This window comes from Teichococcus aestuarii (assembly GCF_003116135.1).
Classification (GTDB): Bacteria; Pseudomonadota; Alphaproteobacteria; order Acetobacterales; family Acetobacteraceae; genus Pseudoroseomonas; species Pseudoroseomonas aestuarii.
Genome location: NZ_PDOA01000014.1, coordinates 1 through 17,773 on the forward strand (window position 1 = coordinate 1; position 17,773 = coordinate 17,773).

Below are 17,773 nucleotides of genomic sequence, written 5' to 3' on the forward strand. Positions count from 1 at the left end.
GCACCGGAGGTGATCATGCCGGAAAGGGCCAGACCCGTGCCCCACCCCGGTTCCAATGGCTCATCGCCGCCGCCTCTGACCATGCTCCACTAAAATCTTGCCCGGACCAGTTGATGGGGGCTGGTCACCGTAAGGATTTGCTGCGGCCGCCGGGCTGTTCTTGCGGCGCCCGCGGGGTGTTGGACGCGAGAATGGGGTTATGGGGTCTCCCACACCTCAGCCCCCGCCCGACTGGCGGGCGGCGGTGGCGAGCTGGTCGGCCCGCTCGTTCATCGGGTCGCCGGCATGGCCGCGCACCCAGAGCCATTCCACCTTGTGCGGCTTCGCGGCGGCCAGCAGGCGCTGCCACAGCTCGTAATTCGCCACCGGGTCCTTCGCCGCGTTGCGCCAGTTGTTGCGCACCCAGCCATGGATCCAGCGGCTGATGCCGTTGCGCACATACTCGCTGTCGGTGTGCAGCTTCACGGTGCAGGGGCGCTTCAGCGCCTCCAGCGCCATGCAGGCGGCGGTCAGCTCCATGCGGTTGTTGGTGGTGGCGGCGTCGTAGCCGGAAAGCTCCTTCTCCACGCTCCCGAAGCGCAGGATGGCCGCCCAGCCGCCCGGGCCGGGGTTCGGCTTGCAGCCGCCATCGGTCCAGATCTCCACCACGCGCTCCGCCGCCTCGGCCGGGGCGTCCTGGAAGGGGTCAGAGGCCATAGGCGCCAACATCGCGCGCGGCGGCGTGGAAGCGCAGGCGGCGGAGATATTCCAGCGGGTCCTTGCGCGTCACCAGCGCGCCGGGGGGGGTGTGCGTCCAGTCGTACAGGCGCGTCAGCAGGAAGCGGATGGCGGCGCCGCGGCAGAGCACGGGCAGCGCCTCCAGCTCGGCGGCGCTCAGCGGCCGCATCGCCTGGTAGGCGCCGAGCAGGGCGCGGGCCTTGGTGACGTTGAAGGCGAGGTCCGGCTCGAAGCACCAGGCGTTCAGGCACACCGCCAGGTCATAGGCCAGGTAGTCGGTGCAGGCGAAGTAGAAGTCGATGAGGCCGGAGACGCGGGGGGTGCCGCGCTCCTCCTCCAGGAAGAACACGTTGTCGGGGAACAGGTCGGCATGGATGTGCCCGCGCGGCAGGCCGCGCGGCCAGTCGCGCAGGATGCCCTCCAGATGCCCCTCCAGCTCGGCCACCAGGCCGGGCTGCACCGCGTCGCCGCCGGCACGGCAGCGCTCCAGCAGCGGTGCCCAGGCGCGTGGGCCGAGGCCATTCGGCCGCTCGGCGCGGAAGCCCTCGCCGGCGCCGTGCAGCGCGGCCAGCGCGGCGCCGAGCGGCGCGCAATGCTCCTGCCGCACCCGGCGCGGCCAGACGCCGGGCAGGAAGGTGCAGATGGCCGCCGGCCGCCCGGCCAGCTCGCGCAGCGCGATGCCGTCCCGCCCCGCCACGGGCAGCGGGCAGGAGACGCCCTGCGCCGCCAGGTGGCGCATCAGCCCGAGGAACCAGGGCAGCTCGGCCGGGTCCACGCGCTTCTCGTAGAGGGTGAGCACGAAGTCGCCGCCCTCGCTGGTCTTCAGCGCGTAGTTGCTGTTCTCCACCCCCTCGGCGATGCCGCGGAAGGCGAGCAGCTCGCCCAAATCGTAATCGGCGAGGAACGCGCGCAGCGCCTCGTCCGAGACCTCGGTATAGACCGCCATCGGCGCCCCGCTCTGATGAAACCCCCGCCGGCACCCCCGCCGCGCGCCACGGGCACGGCCCGCACAGGGCGCAATGCCGCGCCCCGGCCTCCGCGGCAATCCCCCGCCGCCTGTTCCGCCCCGTGTTCTGCTGCCGGGGGCCGCGATCGGGCGGCGCGCTACTTCGCCAGCGCCGCCGGCAGCTTGAACACCACGCTCTCCTCCGCCACCACCACCTCCTCGACGGTGAGGGTGAAGCGCTCGCGCAGCCGCTCCAGCACCTCCTGCACCAGCACGTCCGGCGCGCTGGCGCCGGCGGTGATGCCGAGGGTGGCGACGCCATCGGCCAGGGCCGGGTCCAGCTCCCGCCCGCGCTGCACCATGATGGCGCGCGGGCAGCCGGCGCGCTCCGCCACCTCGCGCAGCCGCACGCTGTTGGAGGAGTTGGGGGCACCCACCACCACCACCATTCCGGACCGCGCCGCGATCGCCTTGACCGCGGCCTGGCGGTTGGTGGTGGCGTAGCAGATATCCTCCTTGGCCGGCCCCACGAGATGCGGGAAGCGCCGCGCCAGCGTGGCCACGATCTCCGCCGTGTCGTCCACCGAGAGGGTGGTCTGGGTGGTGAAGGCGAGCGGCCCCTCGGGCGGCCGCACCGTCTCGGCCTCGGCCACCGTCTCCACCAGCGTGACGGTGCCGGGCTCGAGCTGGCCCATGGTGCCGACCACCTCCGGGTGGCCCGCATGGCCGATCAGCAGGATGTGCCGGCCGGCGGCGGCGTGGCGCTCCGCCTCGCGGTGCACCTTGGAGACGAGCGGGCAGGTGGCGTCGAGATAGACCATGTTGCGCCGCCGCGCCTCGGCGGGCACGGATTTCGGCACGCCATGGGCGCTGAACACCACCGGCGCGTCGGCCGGCACCTCGTCCAGCTCCTCGACGAAGATGGCGCCCTGCGCCTCCAGGCTCTGCACGACGAACTTGTTGTGCACGATCTCGTGCCGGACATAGACCGGCGCGCCGAAGCGGCGCAGGGATTCCTCGACGATCTTGATCGCGCGGTCCACACCGGCGCAGAAGCCGCGCGGGCCGGCGAGCAGGACATGCAGGGCGGGCTTGACGGTCATGCTGGCCTGTCCGATGGGGGCGTTGGCGTTCACGGGCGGTCGCTTCACAGGGTGGTGCCGGGCCAGGGGGCCGTGGCATCCGGACGCGGCACTAAGAGGAAGAGTGGCAGCATGGTCAAGGCGCGGAACCTCCGAAGCGGCAAGATGGCGGCGATGGGCGGCGTGCTCCTGCTGCTGGCCGGGTGCGGCGGCGGCAGCGCCCTGCCGCAGATGACGGCGCCCTGCCCGCGCGTGGCCATCCTGGCCGATGCCGCGGACCTGACGCGCTTCCGCGCCGGGGGCGGGCGGGACCTGACGGCCATGGAGCTGAATGCCTCCGTCGCCGGCTTCCAGGCGCGCTGCGACTACGCGCCCGGAGGGGCTGGGCTGGATGTGACGCTGACGCCGGCCTTCACGGCCGAGCGCGGCCCGGCGGCCACGGGCCGCGCCGCCGAGATCCCCTATATGGTGGCGGTGGCGGAGGGAGAGAACCGCATCCTCGCGCGGCAGGCCTATGCCATGCGGGTGGAGTTCCCGGCCAATGTCTCGCGCATCCAGAGCCGGGGGGAGGAAGTGACCGTCCGCATCCCCGGCAGCCCGCAGGCGGCGGCGCGCAAGCAGGTCTGGCTCGGCTTCGTGCTCAGCCCCGAGGAGCTGGCGCTGAACCGGGCGCGCGGCCCGCGCTGAGGCCGGGGGGAGGATTTCGCCGCGCCCGGCGCTCTCGCCCCTTGCGCCGGGGCGGCCGCTCGGGCAGATGGATCGGCACCCGCAGATCCCACGCGGGAGAGAATGGCAGCTTGCCATCGCCGAAGGCGCAACCGGCCCCCGGAAACGCTCAGGCAGAAGGGCCGCGTGGGGAAGGGACCTCTGGAAAGCCCGCCGCCTGGAGACAGGCTTCGGCACCGACGGAGTAAGGCGCGCCAACGCCCGCGCTGAATCTCTCAGGTCATCGGACAGAGGGGGGCCACGAACCCTGACCCGCCGCCTTCGCGCGGCGCTGGAGGCTGCGTGGCCGAGTCCCTGGTTGAGACCCCCCTGCTGGAGACGCCCCTGGCGTCGCTGCACCGCGAACTGGGCGGCAAGATGGTGCCCTTCGCCGGCTACCTCATGCCGGTGCAGTACCCGGCCGGCATCCTGGCCGAGCACCTGGCCACCCGCGCCGGCGCCGCGCTGTTCGACGTCTCCCACATGGGCCAGGCCGAGCTGGTGGGCGAGGGCGCGGCCGCCGCGCTGGAGCGCCTGACGCCGGCCGACATCCAGATCCTGAAGCCGGGCCGGCAGAAATACGGGCTGCTGACCACCGAATCGGGCGGCATCCTGGACGACTTCATGGTGGCCAATCTGGGCGAGGGCCGCCTCTTCCTGGTGGTGAACGCCAGCCGCAAGCAGGTGGACCTGCCCGCCATCGAGGCGGTGCTGCCCGCGGGCGTGCGCCTCAACCGGCTGGAGGACCGCGCGCTGCTGGCCTTCCAGGGCCCGCAGGCGGTGCCGCTGCTGGCGACGCTGGCGCCCGGCGTGGCGGCGCTGCCCTTCATGGGCGTGGCGCGGCTGGAGATCGCCGGCATCCCCGTGCTGGTCAGCCGCAGCGGCTACACGGGCGAGGACGGCGTCGAGATCAGCGTGCCGGCGGAGCGGGCTGAGGCGCTGGCGAAGGCCCTGCTGGCGCTGCCGGGCGCCGTGCCGGCCGGGCTGGGGGCGCGGGATTCGCTGCGCCTGGAAGCCGGCCTCTGCCTCTACGGCAACGACATCGACGAGACGACCAGCCCGGTCGAGGCCGCGCTGGTCTGGACCATCGGCAAGCGCCGCCGCATGGCCTGGGACTTCCCCGGCGCCGGGCGGGTGCGGGAGGAGCTGGACAACGGCCCCCGCCGCCTGCGTATCGGCCTGCTGCCGGAGGGCCGCCAGCCGGCCCGCGCCCACACCGCCATCGCCCTGGCGGGCGAGACGGTGGGCGAGGTGACCAGCGGCACCTTCGGCCCCTCGCTGAACGGCCCCTGCGCCATGGGCTATGTCGCCCGCCCGCACGCCGCCGATGGCACGGCGCTCGAGCTGATGGTGCGCGGCAAGGCGCTGCCCGCCCGCGTCGCCGCCACCCCCTTCGTCCCCCACCGTTACGCCCGATAAGGACCTGCCCCGATGGCCGAGCTGAAATTCTCCAAGGATCACGAGTGGGTGCGGCTGGAGGGTGGCGTGGCCACCATCGGCATCACCGACCACGCGCAGACGGCGCTGGGCGACGTGGTGTTCGTCGACCTGCCCGAGGTGGGGCGCGAGGTGGCGGCGGGCGATGCCATCGCCGTGGTGGAGAGCGTGAAGGCGGCCTCCGACGTCTATGCCCCGATCGCGGGCAAGATCGTCGAGGTCAACGCCGCCCTGCCGGACGATCCCTCCCTGGTGAACTCCGCCCCCACCGAGGGCGGCTGGTTCTTCAAGATCGAGCCGGCCGATACGGCGGAGATCGACGCGCTGATGGATGCCGGGGCCTACCAGTCCTTCGTGGACAGCCAGGCATGACCGGGGCAGGCATGACCGGGGTTCTGGACGAGCTGGCGGCGCTGGAGGACCATGGCGCCTTCGCCGCCCGCCATATCGGCCCCGGCGAGGCGGAGATCGCCGCCATGCTGGAGGCGGTGGGGGTGGAGAACCTGGAGGCGCTGGCCGAGCGCACCGTCCCCGCCGCCATCCGCGGCCAGGATTTTTCCCATCTGCCTCCTCCGGTGTCGGAGGCGGAGGCCATCGCCGAGCTGCGCGGCCTCTCGGAGCTGAACCAGCCGCGCCGTTCGCTGATCGGCCTGGGCTACCATGGCACCCATGTGCCGCCGGTCATCCTGCGCAACGTGCTGGAGAATCCGGGCTGGTACACGGCCTACACGCCCTACCAGGCCGAGATCGCCCAAGGGCGGCTGGAGGCGCTGGTCAACTTCCAGACCATGGTCTGCGACCTGACCGGCCTGCCGGTGGCCAATGCCAGCCTGCTGGACGAGGCCACCGCCGCCGCCGAGGCGATGGCGGTCGCGCTGGCCGCCACCAAGGGCCGCTCCCACACCCTGCTGGTGGCGGCCGATGTCCACCCGCAGACGCTCGCCGTCATCCAGACCCGCGCCGAGCCGCTGGGGCTGACGGTGGCCGTGGTGCCGGTGGCGGAGGTCGCGGCGGCCTGTGAGGCGCAGAAGCCGTTTGCCCTGGTGCTGCAATATCCGGGCAGCACCGGCGCGGTGCGCGACATCGCGCCCGAGATCGCCGCCGCGCAGAAGGCGGGCGGGCTGGCCATCGTGAGCGCCGACCCGCTCTCGCTGGTGCTGCTGACGCCGCCGGGCGAGATGGGCGCCGACGTGGTCATCGGCTCCAGCCAGCGCTTCGGCGTGCCGATGGGCTATGGCGGCCCGCACGCCGCCTTCATGGCGGTGAAGGATGCCTACAAGCGGCTGATGCCGGGCCGCCTCGTCGGCGTCTCGGTCGATGCCGCCGGGCGCCCGGCCATGCGCCTGGCGCTGCAGACGCGCGAGCAGCATATCCGCCGCGAGAAGGCCACCTCCAACATCTGCACCGCGCAGGTGCTGCTGGCGGTGATGGCCGGCATGTATGCGGTGTGGCACGGGCCGGAGGGGCTGCGCCGCATCGCCCGCCGCGTCTCGCTCCAGGCGCGGCTGCTGGCCGATGCCGCCACGCGCGCCGGCTTCACGCTGCGGCACGACGCCTTCTTCGACACCATCGCCATCGAGGCCGGCGCCCGCGCCGACGCGCTGATGGCCGAGGCCCTCTCCAGCGGCTTCAACCTGCGCCGCATCGACGCCACGGGCGTCGGCATCGCGCTGGACGAGACGGTGAGCCGCGCCGAGCTGGAGACGCTGGTCGCCATCCTGGTGCAGGTGGGCGGCAAGGCGGTGGCGCTGGCCGGGCTTTCGCCACAGGGCGTCATTCCCGCCGCGCTGGCACGCGGCTCGGACTTCCTGACCGCGAACGTGTTCAACAGCCACCACGCGGAGCACGCCATGCTCCGCTACCTGAAGGCGCTGGAGGACAAGGACGTCGCGCTGAACCGCAGCATGATCCCGCTCGGTTCCTGCACGATGAAGCTGAACGCCACGGCGGAGATGATCCCGGTCACCTTCCCCGGCTTCGGCAATTTGCATCCCTTCGCGCCGGTCGATCAGGCGGCGGGCTACATCGCGCTGATCCGGCGGCTGGAGGGGTGGCTCGCCACCATCACCGGCTTCGCGGCGGTGTCGTTGCAGCCCAATGCCGGCAGCCAGGGCGAGTATGCCGGGCTGCTCGCCATCCGCGCCTACCACAAGGCACGCGGCGAGGGGCAGCGGGACATCTGCCTCATCCCCTCCTCGGCGCATGGCACCAACCCCGCCTCGGCGGTGATGGCGGGGATGCGCGTGGTGGTGGTTGGCTGCGACCGCGACGGCAACGTCGATCTCGCGGACCTCGAAGCCAAGATCGCGCAGCACGCGGAGAAGCTGTCCGCGCTGATGGTCACCTATCCCTCGACGCATGGCGTGTTCGAGGAGGAAATCATCCGCATCTGCGAGGCGGTGCACGCGGCTGGCGGGCAGGTCTACATGGACGGCGCCAACATGAACGCGCAGGTGGGCCTGACCGCCCCCGGCCGGATCGGCGCCGATGTCTGCCACCTGAACCTGCACAAGACCTTCTGCATCCCGCATGGCGGCGGGGGCCCGGGCGTCGGCCCGATCGGCGTGGCGGCGCATCTGGCGCCGCACCTGCCGAACCACCCGCTGCTGGCCGAGGCCGGCCCCGCCACGGGCTATGGCCCCGTCTCGGCCGCGCCCTTCGGCAGCGCCTCCATCCTGCCCATCAGCTACGCCTATATCCGCATGATGGGGCCGGAGGCGCTGACGCGGGCGACGCAGGTCGCCATCCTCAACGCCAACTACATCGCGCGGCGGCTGGAGGGGCACTTCCCCGTGCTCTACAAGGGCGCGCGCGGCATGGTGGCGCATGAGTGCATCCTGGACTGCCGCGGCTTCCAGCAGGGCGGCGGCGTGCTGGTCGAGGACATCGCCAAGCGCCTGCAGGACTATGGCTTCCACGCGCCGACCATGTCCTGGCCGGTGGCCGGCACGCTGATGGTGGAGCCCACCGAGAGCGAGACCAAGGCCGAGCTGGACCGGTTCTGCGACGCGATGATCGCCATCCGTGGCGAGATCCGCGCGGTGGAGCAGGGCCGCATGGACCGCGCCGACAACCCGCTGAAGAATGCGCCCCACACCGCCGGCGAGATCGCCGCCACGGAGTGGACGCACCCCTACAGCCGGCAGGAGGCGGCCTTCCCGCTGCCCTACGTGGCCGCCCACAAGTACTGGCCCCCCGTGAAGCGGGTGGACAACGTCTATGGCGACCGCAACCTGGTCTGCACCTGCGCGCCGCTGGAGGACTACGCCCAGGCGGCGGAGTGACGCGTCCGGGGGAAGCGCGGCTTCCCCCGGCCCTCCTTCGGCCGCTGCCGGGGGCCGGGCGGCCCCTGGCGCCCTCCCGGCCGGAAATCCTTGTTGATCCGGAACGGTCGCTGTGCCTTCATTTGGCCTTCTGGGCATGAAGGAGGCGGACATGACCCTCGAACGGATGATCCTGCTGGTCGTCGGTGTCGTGGTGCTGGGGAGCGTGCTCCTGGCAGTCTATCACGACATCCGGTGGCTCTGGCTGACCGGCTTGATGGGCGCCCATCTGGTGCAGGCCTCCTTCACCGGCCTCTGCCCGGTCGTCGCCCTGCTCAAGAGGAGCGGCCTGCCCTCGAAGCCCGGCTTCGCCTGACGGCACGCCGCGGCCGTCCGGCCCTGGTCCCGCCTGTTCCCCGGGGCGTGGAGGGGAGGCGGAAGGGCCGGCGGGCGGGCATCACCCGCCGCCCTCCTCCAGGGCCAGGACGGCGAAGCTGGCCAGCCAGTGCTCGCCCATGTAGTCGCCCGCCACATGCGGCAGGCCGGCCGCCAGATGGGCTTCCGCGGCCCGCTTCTGCCCCAGGCCGCGCCAGCACCAGGCGCGGCTGAGATTCAGACCGTCCAGATGCGCGATCTTGCCGTCGCTGCGGTCGCTGACCGTGGCGGAGGTGAAGAGCGCCGCCGGCTCGCGCTGCGCCAGGCGCGGCAGGAAGGCGCGGCACCAGGGGGCGAACTCCTCCGGCGGCAGCAGGCGGCGCATCGCCTCCGCCTCGATCAGCGTGCCGGAGAGGAAATCGTCCCCCGAAGGCTCGCCCCAGGCGGGGGCGTCGCGGTCGGCGCCGTACCAGCGGCGGGCGGTGTCGCGCAGCAGGGCCAGGAAGCCGGCATCCGCGTAATCGGCGGCGAGGCGCAGGGCGAAGGCGGTGTTGAAATGCGTCCCCACCCGCACCGGATAGGTCGCCTTGGGCAGGAAGTCGCGGAAGCGCTGCTCGATGACAGCGCCCAGCGGCGCCACGGCGGCCTCCCAGGGCGTGCCGCGCAGGGTGGCGCAGAGCTTCAGCGCCCAGGCCCAGCCATAGGGCCGCTCGAAGCCGCGCGAGAGCGGCCGGGCGAGGTAGGCGCATTCGCCGCCGATCTTCTCCGGGGTGAGATTGCGGGCGAAGAGGGCGCGGATGTCCTCCGCCGGCTCCATCGAGGGGAAGCGTGCCAGCAGATGCGCCAGCATCCAGTAGCCATGCACGCAGGAATGCCAGTCGAAGCTGCCAAAGAACACCGGGTAGAGCTGGCGCGGCGTGCCGGCATCCTCCGGCCCCGCCAGGGCGTGGGCGATCTTGTTCGGGTATTCCCGTTCCACATGGCCGAGCGCGATGCGCGCGAAGCGGCTGGCGAGGTCTTCGGTGAGCTGCATGGCCGGAGAGTGCCGCCCCGCCGGCCCGTTGTCACGCCGCCTGCTTCGCCGCCTCGCCCAGGCGCTGGCGCAGGAAGACCAGCACCGCCGCCTCCTCCGGCTTGAGGGCGGAGATGTCCTCGCGCAGCTCGGCATCCACCTCGCGCTTCACCTGCACCAGCAGGCCGCCCTGGAGGTAGCCGTCCAGCACCTCGGGGTGGATGTAGCACTGGCGGCAGATGGTGGGGGTGTTGCCGAGCCGCGCGGCGGCACGCTCCACCGCCGCGCGGATGTTGCGCTTGGCGGCCGCCTGGCTGTCGAAGGCCGCGAACTCGGAGAGCGCCATGGCGGCCAGCACCGTGCCGGCCCAGGTGCGGAAATCCTTGGCGGTGATGTCCTCGCCCGTGGCCTCGCGGAGATATTCGTTCACGTCGGCCGAATCGATGCCCTGCAGCTCGCCCGCTTCGTCGCGGTACTGGAAGAGGTCCTGGCCGGGCAGGTCCTGGCAGGCGCGCACCACGCGCGCCACGCGCCGGTCGCGCAGCGAGAGCTTCCATTCCTTGCCGCTCTTGCCGCGGAAGGCGAAGCGCATCGCATCCCCGCGCACATCCACATGCTGGTCGCGCAGGGTGGTCAGGCCGTAGCTGCCATTGGCCTGCGCGTAATCCTCGTTGCCGACGCGGATGAGGGTGGTGTCCAGCAGGTGGACCACGGTGGCCAGCACCTTCTCCCGCCCCAGGCCGCGTGCCGCCATGTCCTGCTCCACCCGCGCCCGCAGGGCCGGCAGGATGCGGGCGAAATGCAGGATGTGGCGGTACTTCGTCGCGTCCCGCGCGGCGCGCCACTCGGGGTGGTAGCGGTACTGCTTGCGGCCCTTGGCGTCCCGCCCCGTGGCCTGGATGTGGCCATTGGCGTGCGGGCAGAGCCACACCTCCGTCCAGGCCGGCGGCACGGCCAGGGCGCGCAGCCGGGCGATCACCGCCTTGTCCTTCACCGGGGCGCCCCGGGCGTCGCGGAAGCTCCAGCCCTTGCCGCTGCGGCGGCGCGTCAGGCCCGGCGTCTCGTCCGAGACGTAGCGCAGGCCGGCGATGCGCGGCATGTCGGGCGAGGGGGAGGGGACCTTCGGGCGGGGGCCGCCGGAGCGGGGTGTCTCGACCTCGGCCTGGGTCTGCGTCAGCATGGTTAAGCTTCGCCTTCTGCACGGGCGGAGCCAGAACAACGCGCGGCACCGGCCTCCGGTTCCGCCAGGAGCTTGCCGCCATGACCGAGACCGCCTTGCGCATCCTGCCGCCCGGGACCGACCGCCGCGCCGACTGGGACCGTCTCTACCAGGGCTACGCCGCCTTCTACCGCGTGGCGCAGACGCCGGAGATGCGCGACCGCGTCTGGTCCTGGCTGCAGGACCCGGCGCATGAGGTGAAGGGCTTCCTGGCCCTGGACGCCGACGGGAAGGCGGTGGGCCTGACGCATTACCGCCCCTTCGCCCGCCCGCTTTCGGCCAGCACGGGCGGCTTCCTGGACGATTTGTTCGTCGATCCCTCGGCGCGCGGCCAGCGCGTGGCCGATGCGCTGATCGGCGCGGTGGCCGATGTCGGCCGCGCCCGGGGCTGGAGCGTGATCCGCTGGATCACGGCCGAGGACAACTACCGTGGCCGCGCCGTCTATGACCGGGTGGCGCAGCTCACGCCGTGGAAGACCTACGACATCAAGCTCTGAGCCTTGCGGGCGCGTGCCCGCGCGCCCTATGCCGGGCGGCGGGCATGGGATGGGAGCCTCGGCGGAATGCCGGACTACGCGCTGGAGCGGGCGGCGGGCGGCCGCGTGGCAGGGGTGGACGAGGCCGGGCGCGGCCCGCTGGCGGGACCCGTCGTGGCCGCCGCCGTGCTGTTCCACGGCGAGCCGCCCGAAACGCTGGCCATGCTGCTGGACGACAGCAAGAAGCTCGACCCGGCGCGGCGCGAGGCCGCCTGCACCGTGCTGCGCGCCGCCGCCCGGGCGGGGGTGCTGGAATTCGGCATCGGCGCGGCGAGCGCCGCCGAGATCGGCCGCATCAACATCCTCCGCGCCACGCACCTGGCCATGCTGCGGGCCGTGACGCGGCTGGCCACCGTGCCGGATGTGGCGCTGGTCGACGGCAACCAGCCGCCGCGCCTGCCCTGCGAGGTGCGCTGCGTGGTGAAGGGGGACAGCCTCAGCCTCTCCATCGCCGCCGCCTCGATCCTGGCCAAGGTGACGCGGGACCGCGCCATGGCGCGGCTGGACGGGCGCTGGCCGGGCTATGGCTTCGCCCGCCATGCCGGCTACCCCACGGCGGCGCACCGCGCCGCGCTGCTGAAGCTCGGGCCCTGCCCGCATCACCGCCGGGGCTTCGCGCCGGTGGATCAGCTCGCCCTTCTCTAGGCTGCTGAAAGAAACCGCGACTCGGCCCGCTTGACGGCGCGACTCCGGCCCGCGCATTGTCGGCCCTCGAGTCGCTGAGGGGTTTCGCGGGCGTGGGGACGGGGCTGGATCTGCCGGTGGACTGCATCCTGGAAGGGGATTGCATCGAGATGCTGCGCGCGCTGCCGCCGGCCTCGGTGCATGCCATCTTCGCGGATCCGCCCTACAACCTGCAACTCAAGGGCCAGCTGCGGCGGCCGGATGAGAGCGTGGTCGATGGCGTGGACGATTCCTGGGACCGCTTCTCCGATCTCGCCGCCTACGACGCCTTCACCCGCGCCTGGCTGACAGAGGCGCGCCGCGTGCTGCGCAAGGACGGCACCATCTGGGTGATGGGCAGCTACCACAACGTCTTCCGCCTCGGCGTCGCGCTGCAGGATCTCGACTTCTGGATCCTGAACGACGTCATCTGGCGCAAGGCCAACCCGATGCCGAACTTCCGCGGCCGGCGCTTCACCAACGCGCACGAGACGCTGATCTGGGCGAGCCGCGGCCAGGAGAGCCGCTACAAGTTCAACTACACCGCCATGAAGTCGCTGAACGACGACGTGCAGATGCGCTCGGACTGGTTCATCCCGCTCTGCACCGGACATGAGCGGCTGCGCGACGCCAAGGGCGACAAGCTGCACCCGACGCAGAAGCCCGAGGCGCTGCTGCACCGGGTCATCCTCTCCTGCACCGCGCCGGGCGACGTGGTGCTCGACCCCTTCCTCGGCACCGGCACCACCGCCGCCGTCGCCCGCCGCCTCGGCCGCCGCTACATCGGCATCGAGCGCGACCCGGGCTATGCCGCCGCGGCGCGCGCCCGCATCCAGGCGATCCAGCCGCTGTCGGAAAGCGCCATGCTGGTGATGCCGACCAAGCGCGAGCAGCCGCGCATCCCCTTCGGCACGCTGGTGGAGCGCGGCCTGGTGCCGCCCGGCGCCCGCCTGACCGACCGGCACCGCCGCTTCGAGGCGGAGGTGAACGCCGACGGCTCCATCCGCTGCGGCAAGGCCCATGGCTCGATCCACCAGGTCGGCTCCGCCGTGCAGGAGGCACCCTCCTGCAATGGCTGGCTGTTCTGGCACCTGGAGCGGCGGGACGGCACGCTGCGGCTGCTCGACGAGCTGCGGAGCGAAGTGGCGGCGAGCCTCGGGACCTGAGGAAGGCCGGGGGAGAAGGAATTCTCCCCCGGACCCCCGCACCTTTTTTCTGTCAGTTTTCGGGGGACGCTGGCGGCGCCGGCACGGTCAGTGGTCGCGGCCGCGACCGGTCTTGGCCTGCAGCTCGTCGATGCGCTTCGAGGCCTCGGCCTTGCTCAGCGTCTCGTCGAAATCGATGCCCGCTTCCTCGCTCAGCGTCTTGAGGTAGCTGGCCTGGGCACCGGTCATGCTCTCGTCGCCCGTCGTCCAGTCGGACGGGTCCTTCACCGTGTTGCCGGGCGTGCTCTCGGTCGCCTGCTTCGGATCGTTCTCGGGAGTCTTGGCCATCGGTCTTCTCCTCAGGCGCATATGTTCATGGCCTGTTCCCGATGGAAACGCCGGGGAGGCGGCGCGGGTTGCGCCGCCTCCGGATGCGGTCAGGCGCGGCGGAGGGTGCCCTGGGTGGCGCGCAGCGTGGCCAGCGCCAGCGCCGTCTTCACCACCGTGCCGGGGATGAACAGCACGAAGCCCGCCATCAGCGCGCGCTCCAGCCCGACGAAACCCGAGAGCCACAGCACGCCGGGGACGAACATCGCCAGATGCGCCGCCAGCAGCACGCCGCCCTGGCGCAGCAGCCCGGCGCGCGGCGTGAAGCCCGCCAGCCAGGCGGAGAGCACGAAGCCGGCCAGGAAGCCGGCGGTGGGGCCCATCAGCGCGGCCGGGCCGGCGGCGCCGCCGGCGAAGACCGGCAGGCCCATCGCGCCTTCCGCCAGATAGGCCAGCAGCGCGGCGGCGCCGAGGCGCGGCCCGGCCAGCGCGCCGATCAGCAGCACCGCAAGCGACTGCAGCGTGGCGGGCACCGGCCACATCGGCAGGGTGATCTGCGCCGAGGCGGCCATCACGGCCGAGCCGAGCAGCGCATAGGCAAGGAAGGTGAACCCGGCGCGGGCGCGGGTGGCGGTCATCTGCATCATGCGGGGCGTCCCGGAAGTCTTTTTGCTGGCCGCCCGGTGCGGGCGGTCATGCGGTATCGCTTGCCACGGCGCCGGCGGCCTCGGCAAGCGCCAGCAGCCGCTGCATCGCCCCCGGCAGGGCCTGCGCGGCGGCGGCCGGGGTCAGCCACTCGCCCTCCACGGCCGCGCCGGGCGGCAGGGTGGCGGCCAGCAGCGCCATGCGGAGCTCGAAATGGGTGAAGCCGTGCTTCGCCTCGCCGGGCAGGGCGCGCCAGTTGGCGGAGGCCAGCGGCGCGTGGGCCATGGCCTCCTCCGTGCTCCAGCCTTCCTCCCGCCAGGGCGTGCCGGGAATCCCCAGCATGCCGCCGAGCAGCCCGCTTGGCGGCCGGCGCCGCAGCAGCAGGCGTCCCGCCGAATCGCTGAGCAGGAAGTGCACGCCGCGCTTGAGCGGCCGCGCCGGCTTCGGCGCCTTGCGCGGCAGCAGGGGGGCGATGCCGGAGATCCGCCCCGCGCACCCCGCCTGCCAGGGGCAGAGCACGCAGGCCGGGCTGCGCGGCACGCAGATCGTGGCGCCGAGGTCGAACAGCGCCTGCACGAAATCCGCCGGCCGCTCCCGCGCCGGCGCCTGCGCCATCCAGCCCTGCGCCAGCGCGGCGAGGCGCGGGCGGGCGCCCGGCAGCGCCTCCTCCACCGCCGCGACGCGGGCGGTGACGCGCTCCACATTGCCATCCAGCGGCACCACGGGCCGGCCGAAGGCGATGGCGGCCACGGCGGCGGCGGTGTAGGCGCCGATGCCGGGCAGGGCGCGCAGCCCCTCCACCGTGTCGGGGAAGCCGCCGCGCGCCACCACCGCCTGGGCGCAGGCATGCAGGTTGCGGGCGCGGGCGTAGTAGCCGAGCCCGGCCCATTCCTCGGCCACCGCCTCCCACGGCGCCGCGGCCAGCGCCGCCACCGTCGGGAATCGTGCCAGGAAGCGCCGCCAGCGCGGCGCCACGGCGGCCACGGTGGTCTGCTGCAACATGACTTCGGAGAGCCATATACGGTAGGGATCGCGCGCGGCTTCCCGCCAGGGCAGGGCGCGGCGGTGGCGGTCGTACCAGGCGAGCAGGTCGCCGGCAGAGGGCAGGGGGTCAGGGGGCAGCACGGATGCAGCAAGACGACGAAGCGCCACGCGGATCAAGCCCCCCCGCCCGGAACGACACGGCGCGCAACGACACGGCGCGGCGGGACGAGCCGCCCGGCTGGCGGGCGGACCGCGGCCCGCGCCCGCTCTCCACCCTGCTGCCGAAGCTGACCCGGCCGGTGTTCCGCCGCCGCAGCCCGGCCGCCACGCACCTGATGACGGACTGGCCGGAGATCGTCGGCCCCGTGCTGGCGGCGCAGAGCATGCCGCAGAAGCTGGTCGGCGGCACGCTGACCCTGGGCTGCGCCGGGCCGATGGCGATGGAGCTGCAATACCTGGCGCCGCAGCTGATCGAGCGGGTGAACGTCGCGCTCGGCCAGCGGGTGGTGGAGCGGCTGCGGCTGGTGCAGCTGCGCATGCCGCCCCCCGCCCGCAAGGCGCCGAAGCCCGCCCCGGTGGCGCTGCCGCAGCCGGTGAGCACGGCGCTGGACGGCATCGAGGACCCCGAGCTGCGCGCCGCCCTGGCCCGGCTGGGGCAGGGCGTCTATCGCCGCCAGGGCGGCGGGCCGAAGCGCTAGCCCCACACCGTCTCCTCGCGCCAGCCCAGCGCGGCGAACTCCGCCGCCCGCAGCGGCGCCTCCCCGGCGGCGAAGAACTCGTCGAGCTGCGGCGGCGGCACGCCGGTGCCGCTCAGCATGGCATGCGCCTGGCCGCGATGATGCACCTGGTGCAGGAAGAGGTGCAGCAGCAGCCGGTCGGTCCGCTCCTCCTGCACATGGCCCTGCCGGTGCACCCGCGTCACCGCCGCCAGCCCGTCCGGCGCGAGGGCTTCGCAGAAGGCGATCAGCCGCCGGTCCACCGCCGCCTGCGCGGGCCGCAGATCCGCCAGGGTGGGGCAGGGCAGCGGGTCCGCCCAGGCGGCGGGGCCGAGCGTGCCGCCCTCGAGCGCGTCCACATAGAAGCGGTCGATGACCAGGATGTGGTTCAGGGTGGCGCGGATCGAGGGGAAGAAGCCGGTCCGCGGCGCCTCGAAGGCGTCCTGGCCCAGCCCGGCGCAGGCCGCGAGCAGGCGGTGATTGGCCCAGGCATTGTTGTAGGCCAGGGCGCGGAACGTCAGGCACTGGGAAGGCGGCATGGAAGGCACCTCCGTCTGAAGGAAGGCCGACCATGCCCCGCGCCGCGCCCCCGGCGCACCCGACAAGCGGTTGAGGCGGGGAAGGGGGCGGCGGCCCCGCCTCAGTGCCGCGCGCGGTCCTCCGCCGCCGCGCCGCGCCGCAGCCCGAGCAGCTGGTAGAGGCCGATCGCCGCCAGCGTCGCCGTGCCGATGCCGCCCACCGCGAAGCCGCCGAAGCGGAGGGTGAGGTCGCCCGCGCCGGCGATCAGGGTGACGCCCACGGTGAGCAGGTTGCGCGGGTCGGAGAAATCCACCTTGTTGTCCACCCAGATGCGCGCCATGGCGGCGGCGATCAGGCCGAACACGGCGACGGCGAGGCCGCCCAGCACCGGCTTCGGCACGGTCTGCAGCAGGGCGCCGAACTTGGGCGAGAAGCCGAGCGCGATGGCGAACAGCGCGGCGACGACGAAGATCAGCGTCGAATAGACCCGCGTCATCGCCATCACGCCGATATTCTCGACATAGGTGGTGACGCCCGTGCCGCCGCCGCTGCCGGCCAGCATGGTGGCCACGCCGTCGCCCAGGAAGGCGCGGCCCATGTGGCGGTCCATGTTCACCCCCGTCATGGCGCCCACCGCCTTGATGTGCCCGAGATTCTCCGCGATCAGGATGATGGCGACGGGGGCGATCAGCAGCATCGCCCCGGCCTCGAACACCGGCGCCTGGAAGCGCGGCAGGCCGAACCAGGGCGCCGCGGCGAGCCCCCCGAAATCGACCGGCGTGCCGAGGCCGAGGCCGTTGGCCAGCAGCAGGTGCAGCAGGTAGCCCGCCACCGTGCCGCCCAGGATGGAGACGCGGCGCAGCCCCTGCGGCGCATAGACGGCGAGCAGGCTGACGGCGAGCAGCGTGCCGATGCCCACCACCACCTCCGGCGCCGATCCCTCCACCCCGCGCGCCGCCACGGGCGCCAGGTTCAGCCCGATCGCCGCCCCCACCGCGCCGGTGACGACGGGCGGCATCAGCCGCTCGATCCAGCCCGTGCCGGCGCGCATCACCACCAGCCCCACCAGCGCGTAGAGCGCCCCGGCGGCGACGATGCCGCCCAGCGCCGGGCCGATGTTCGGGTTCGGCCCCGTGCCGGCATAGCCGGTGACCGCCACCACCACGGCGATGAAGGCGAAGCTGGAGCCGAGATAGCTCGGCACCCGCCCGCCGGTGATGAGGAAGAACAGCAGCGTGCCGATGCCGGAGAACAGGATGGCGAGGTTCGGGTCGAACCCCATCAGCAGCGGGCCGAGGATGGTGGCGCCGGACATGGCGACGACATGCTGCAGCCCGAGCGCCAGCATGGCGCCGCCGGGCAGGCGCTCCTCCGGCCCCACGACGGGGCCGCGCGCGGGGGTCCAGGAGGGAAACAGGCGGGCCATCGGGCCTCTCCTCAATGTCTTTTGTTCGTGCGTGTGACGCCCGCCCCATCGGGCAA

Annotated in this window: 19 protein-coding genes and 2 riboswitches; of the genes, 9 read left to right on the forward strand and 10 right to left on the reverse strand. The window is 73.0% G+C overall.

The window, feature by feature from the left end; genetic code table 11:
* Window positions 1-216: 216 nt before the first annotated feature.
* The 3 genes from rnhA to ispH form a co-directional block, all read right to left on the reverse strand.
* Window positions 217-696: a ribonuclease HI gene (gene rnhA, locus CR165_RS17515; RefSeq protein WP_109518242.1), complete on the reverse strand. Its 480-nt coding sequence runs from the start codon at window positions 694-696 to the stop codon at window positions 217-219.
* On the reverse strand, window positions 686-1,663 hold the full coding sequence (locus CR165_RS17520; RefSeq protein ID WP_109518243.1) for a homoserine kinase: 978 nt from the start codon (window positions 1,661-1,663) through the stop codon (window positions 686-688). Before CR165_RS17520 ends, rnhA begins: the two co-directional genes overlap by 11 nt.
* A gap of 158 nt (window positions 1,664-1,821) precedes the next feature.
* Complete coding sequence (gene ispH / locus CR165_RS17525) at window positions 1,822-2,766, reverse strand: 4-hydroxy-3-methylbut-2-enyl diphosphate reductase (RefSeq protein WP_109518319.1); 945 nt, start codon at window positions 2,764-2,766, stop codon at window positions 1,822-1,824.
* A gap of 111 nt (window positions 2,767-2,877) precedes the next feature.
* Between ispH and CR165_RS17530 the strand changes: the two genes are divergently transcribed.
* The 5 genes from CR165_RS17530 to CR165_RS17550 all read left to right on the forward strand — a co-directional run bounded on the left by CR165_RS17530 (window position 2,878) and on the right by CR165_RS17550 (window position 8,526).
* Entirely contained in the window at window positions 2,878-3,432 is a 555-nt protein-coding gene (locus CR165_RS17530) for a hypothetical protein (RefSeq protein WP_109518244.1), read from the forward strand.
* Between the two features lie 83 nt (window positions 3,433-3,515).
* Window positions 3,516-3,606, forward strand: a riboswitch (glycine riboswitch).
* Between the two features lie 3 nt (window positions 3,607-3,609).
* Window positions 3,610-3,705: riboswitch (glycine riboswitch) on the forward strand.
* 48 nt (window positions 3,706-3,753) lie between these two features.
* Window positions 3,754-4,869, forward strand: coding sequence for a glycine cleavage system aminomethyltransferase GcvT (gene gcvT, locus CR165_RS17535; RefSeq protein WP_245906541.1), 1,116 nt, complete (start codon window positions 3,754-3,756; stop codon window positions 4,867-4,869).
* Between the two features lie 12 nt (window positions 4,870-4,881).
* The gene (gene gcvH, locus CR165_RS17540) at window positions 4,882-5,259 is read left to right on the forward strand and encodes a glycine cleavage system protein GcvH (protein WP_109518245.1); all 378 of its coding nucleotides are present in this window, start codon (window positions 4,882-4,884) and stop codon (window positions 5,257-5,259) included.
* Between the two features lie 11 nt (window positions 5,260-5,270).
* The gene (gene gcvP / locus CR165_RS17545; RefSeq protein ID WP_109518321.1) at window positions 5,271-8,171 is read left to right on the forward strand and encodes an aminomethyl-transferring glycine dehydrogenase; all 2,901 of its coding nucleotides are present in this window, start codon (window positions 5,271-5,273) and stop codon (window positions 8,169-8,171) included.
* Window positions 8,172-8,322: 151 nt separating this feature from the next.
* Window positions 8,323-8,526 (forward strand): YgaP family membrane protein, encoded by a 204-nt coding sequence (locus CR165_RS17550; RefSeq protein WP_109518323.1) that lies wholly within the window; start codon window positions 8,323-8,325, stop codon window positions 8,524-8,526.
* 81 nt (window positions 8,527-8,607) lie between these two features.
* Here CR165_RS17550 and CR165_RS17555 read toward each other — a convergent pair whose 3' ends face one another.
* Both CR165_RS17555 and CR165_RS17560 read right to left on the reverse strand, forming a co-directional pair.
* A complete protein-coding gene (locus CR165_RS17555; RefSeq protein WP_109518246.1) occupies window positions 8,608-9,558 on the reverse strand; it encodes a DUF2891 domain-containing protein in 951 nt (316 codons plus the stop codon).
* A 31-nt stretch (window positions 9,559-9,589) separates the two neighbouring features.
* Window positions 9,590-10,717: a DNA topoisomerase IB gene (locus CR165_RS17560; protein ID WP_245906543.1), complete on the reverse strand. Its 1,128-nt coding sequence runs from the start codon at window positions 10,715-10,717 to the stop codon at window positions 9,590-9,592.
* A gap of 80 nt (window positions 10,718-10,797) precedes the next feature.
* Between CR165_RS17560 and CR165_RS17565 the strand changes: the two genes are divergently transcribed.
* From CR165_RS17565 to CR165_RS17575, 3 genes are all read left to right on the forward strand, one after another.
* Window positions 10,798-11,253, forward strand: a complete 456-nt coding sequence (locus tag CR165_RS17565) for a GNAT family N-acetyltransferase (protein ID WP_109518247.1) — start codon at window positions 10,798-10,800, stop codon at window positions 11,251-11,253.
* 66 nt (window positions 11,254-11,319) lie between these two features.
* Window positions 11,320-11,937: a ribonuclease HII gene (locus CR165_RS17570; protein ID WP_109518248.1), complete on the forward strand. Its 618-nt coding sequence runs from the start codon at window positions 11,320-11,322 to the stop codon at window positions 11,935-11,937.
* 92 nt (window positions 11,938-12,029) lie between these two features.
* Window positions 12,030-13,121 (forward strand): site-specific DNA-methyltransferase, encoded by a 1,092-nt coding sequence (locus CR165_RS17575; protein ID WP_109518249.1) that lies wholly within the window; start codon window positions 12,030-12,032, stop codon window positions 13,119-13,121.
* Between the two features lie 87 nt (window positions 13,122-13,208).
* Here CR165_RS17575 and CR165_RS17580 read toward each other — a convergent pair whose 3' ends face one another.
* The 3 genes from CR165_RS17580 to CR165_RS17590 form a co-directional block, all read right to left on the reverse strand.
* A complete protein-coding gene (locus CR165_RS17580) occupies window positions 13,209-13,448 on the reverse strand; it encodes a DUF3072 domain-containing protein (protein WP_109518250.1) in 240 nt (79 codons plus the stop codon).
* A gap of 89 nt (window positions 13,449-13,537) precedes the next feature.
* Complete coding sequence (locus CR165_RS17585; protein ID WP_109518251.1) at window positions 13,538-14,074, reverse strand: biotin transporter BioY; 537 nt, start codon at window positions 14,072-14,074, stop codon at window positions 13,538-13,540.
* 46 nt (window positions 14,075-14,120) lie between these two features.
* Window positions 14,121-15,197, reverse strand: a complete 1,077-nt coding sequence (locus CR165_RS17590; RefSeq protein ID WP_245906545.1) for an A/G-specific adenine glycosylase — start codon at window positions 15,195-15,197, stop codon at window positions 14,121-14,123.
* Between the two features lie 2 nt (window positions 15,198-15,199).
* Between CR165_RS17590 and CR165_RS17595 the strand changes: the two genes are divergently transcribed.
* Window positions 15,200-15,754 (forward strand): DUF721 domain-containing protein, encoded by a 555-nt coding sequence (locus CR165_RS17595; RefSeq protein ID WP_109518324.1) that lies wholly within the window; start codon window positions 15,200-15,202, stop codon window positions 15,752-15,754.
* Here the strand turns inward: CR165_RS17595 and CR165_RS17600 are convergent.
* Both CR165_RS17600 and CR165_RS17605 read right to left on the reverse strand, forming a co-directional pair.
* Window positions 15,751-16,311, reverse strand: a complete 561-nt coding sequence (locus CR165_RS17600; protein ID WP_109518253.1) for a DinB family protein — start codon at window positions 16,309-16,311, stop codon at window positions 15,751-15,753. The genes CR165_RS17595 and CR165_RS17600 overlap by 4 nt on opposite strands.
* A 101-nt stretch (window positions 16,312-16,412) precedes the next feature.
* Complete coding sequence (locus tag CR165_RS17605) at window positions 16,413-17,717, reverse strand: solute carrier family 23 protein (RefSeq protein ID WP_109518254.1); 1,305 nt, start codon at window positions 17,715-17,717, stop codon at window positions 16,413-16,415.
* Window positions 17,718-17,773: the final 56 nt, after the last annotated feature.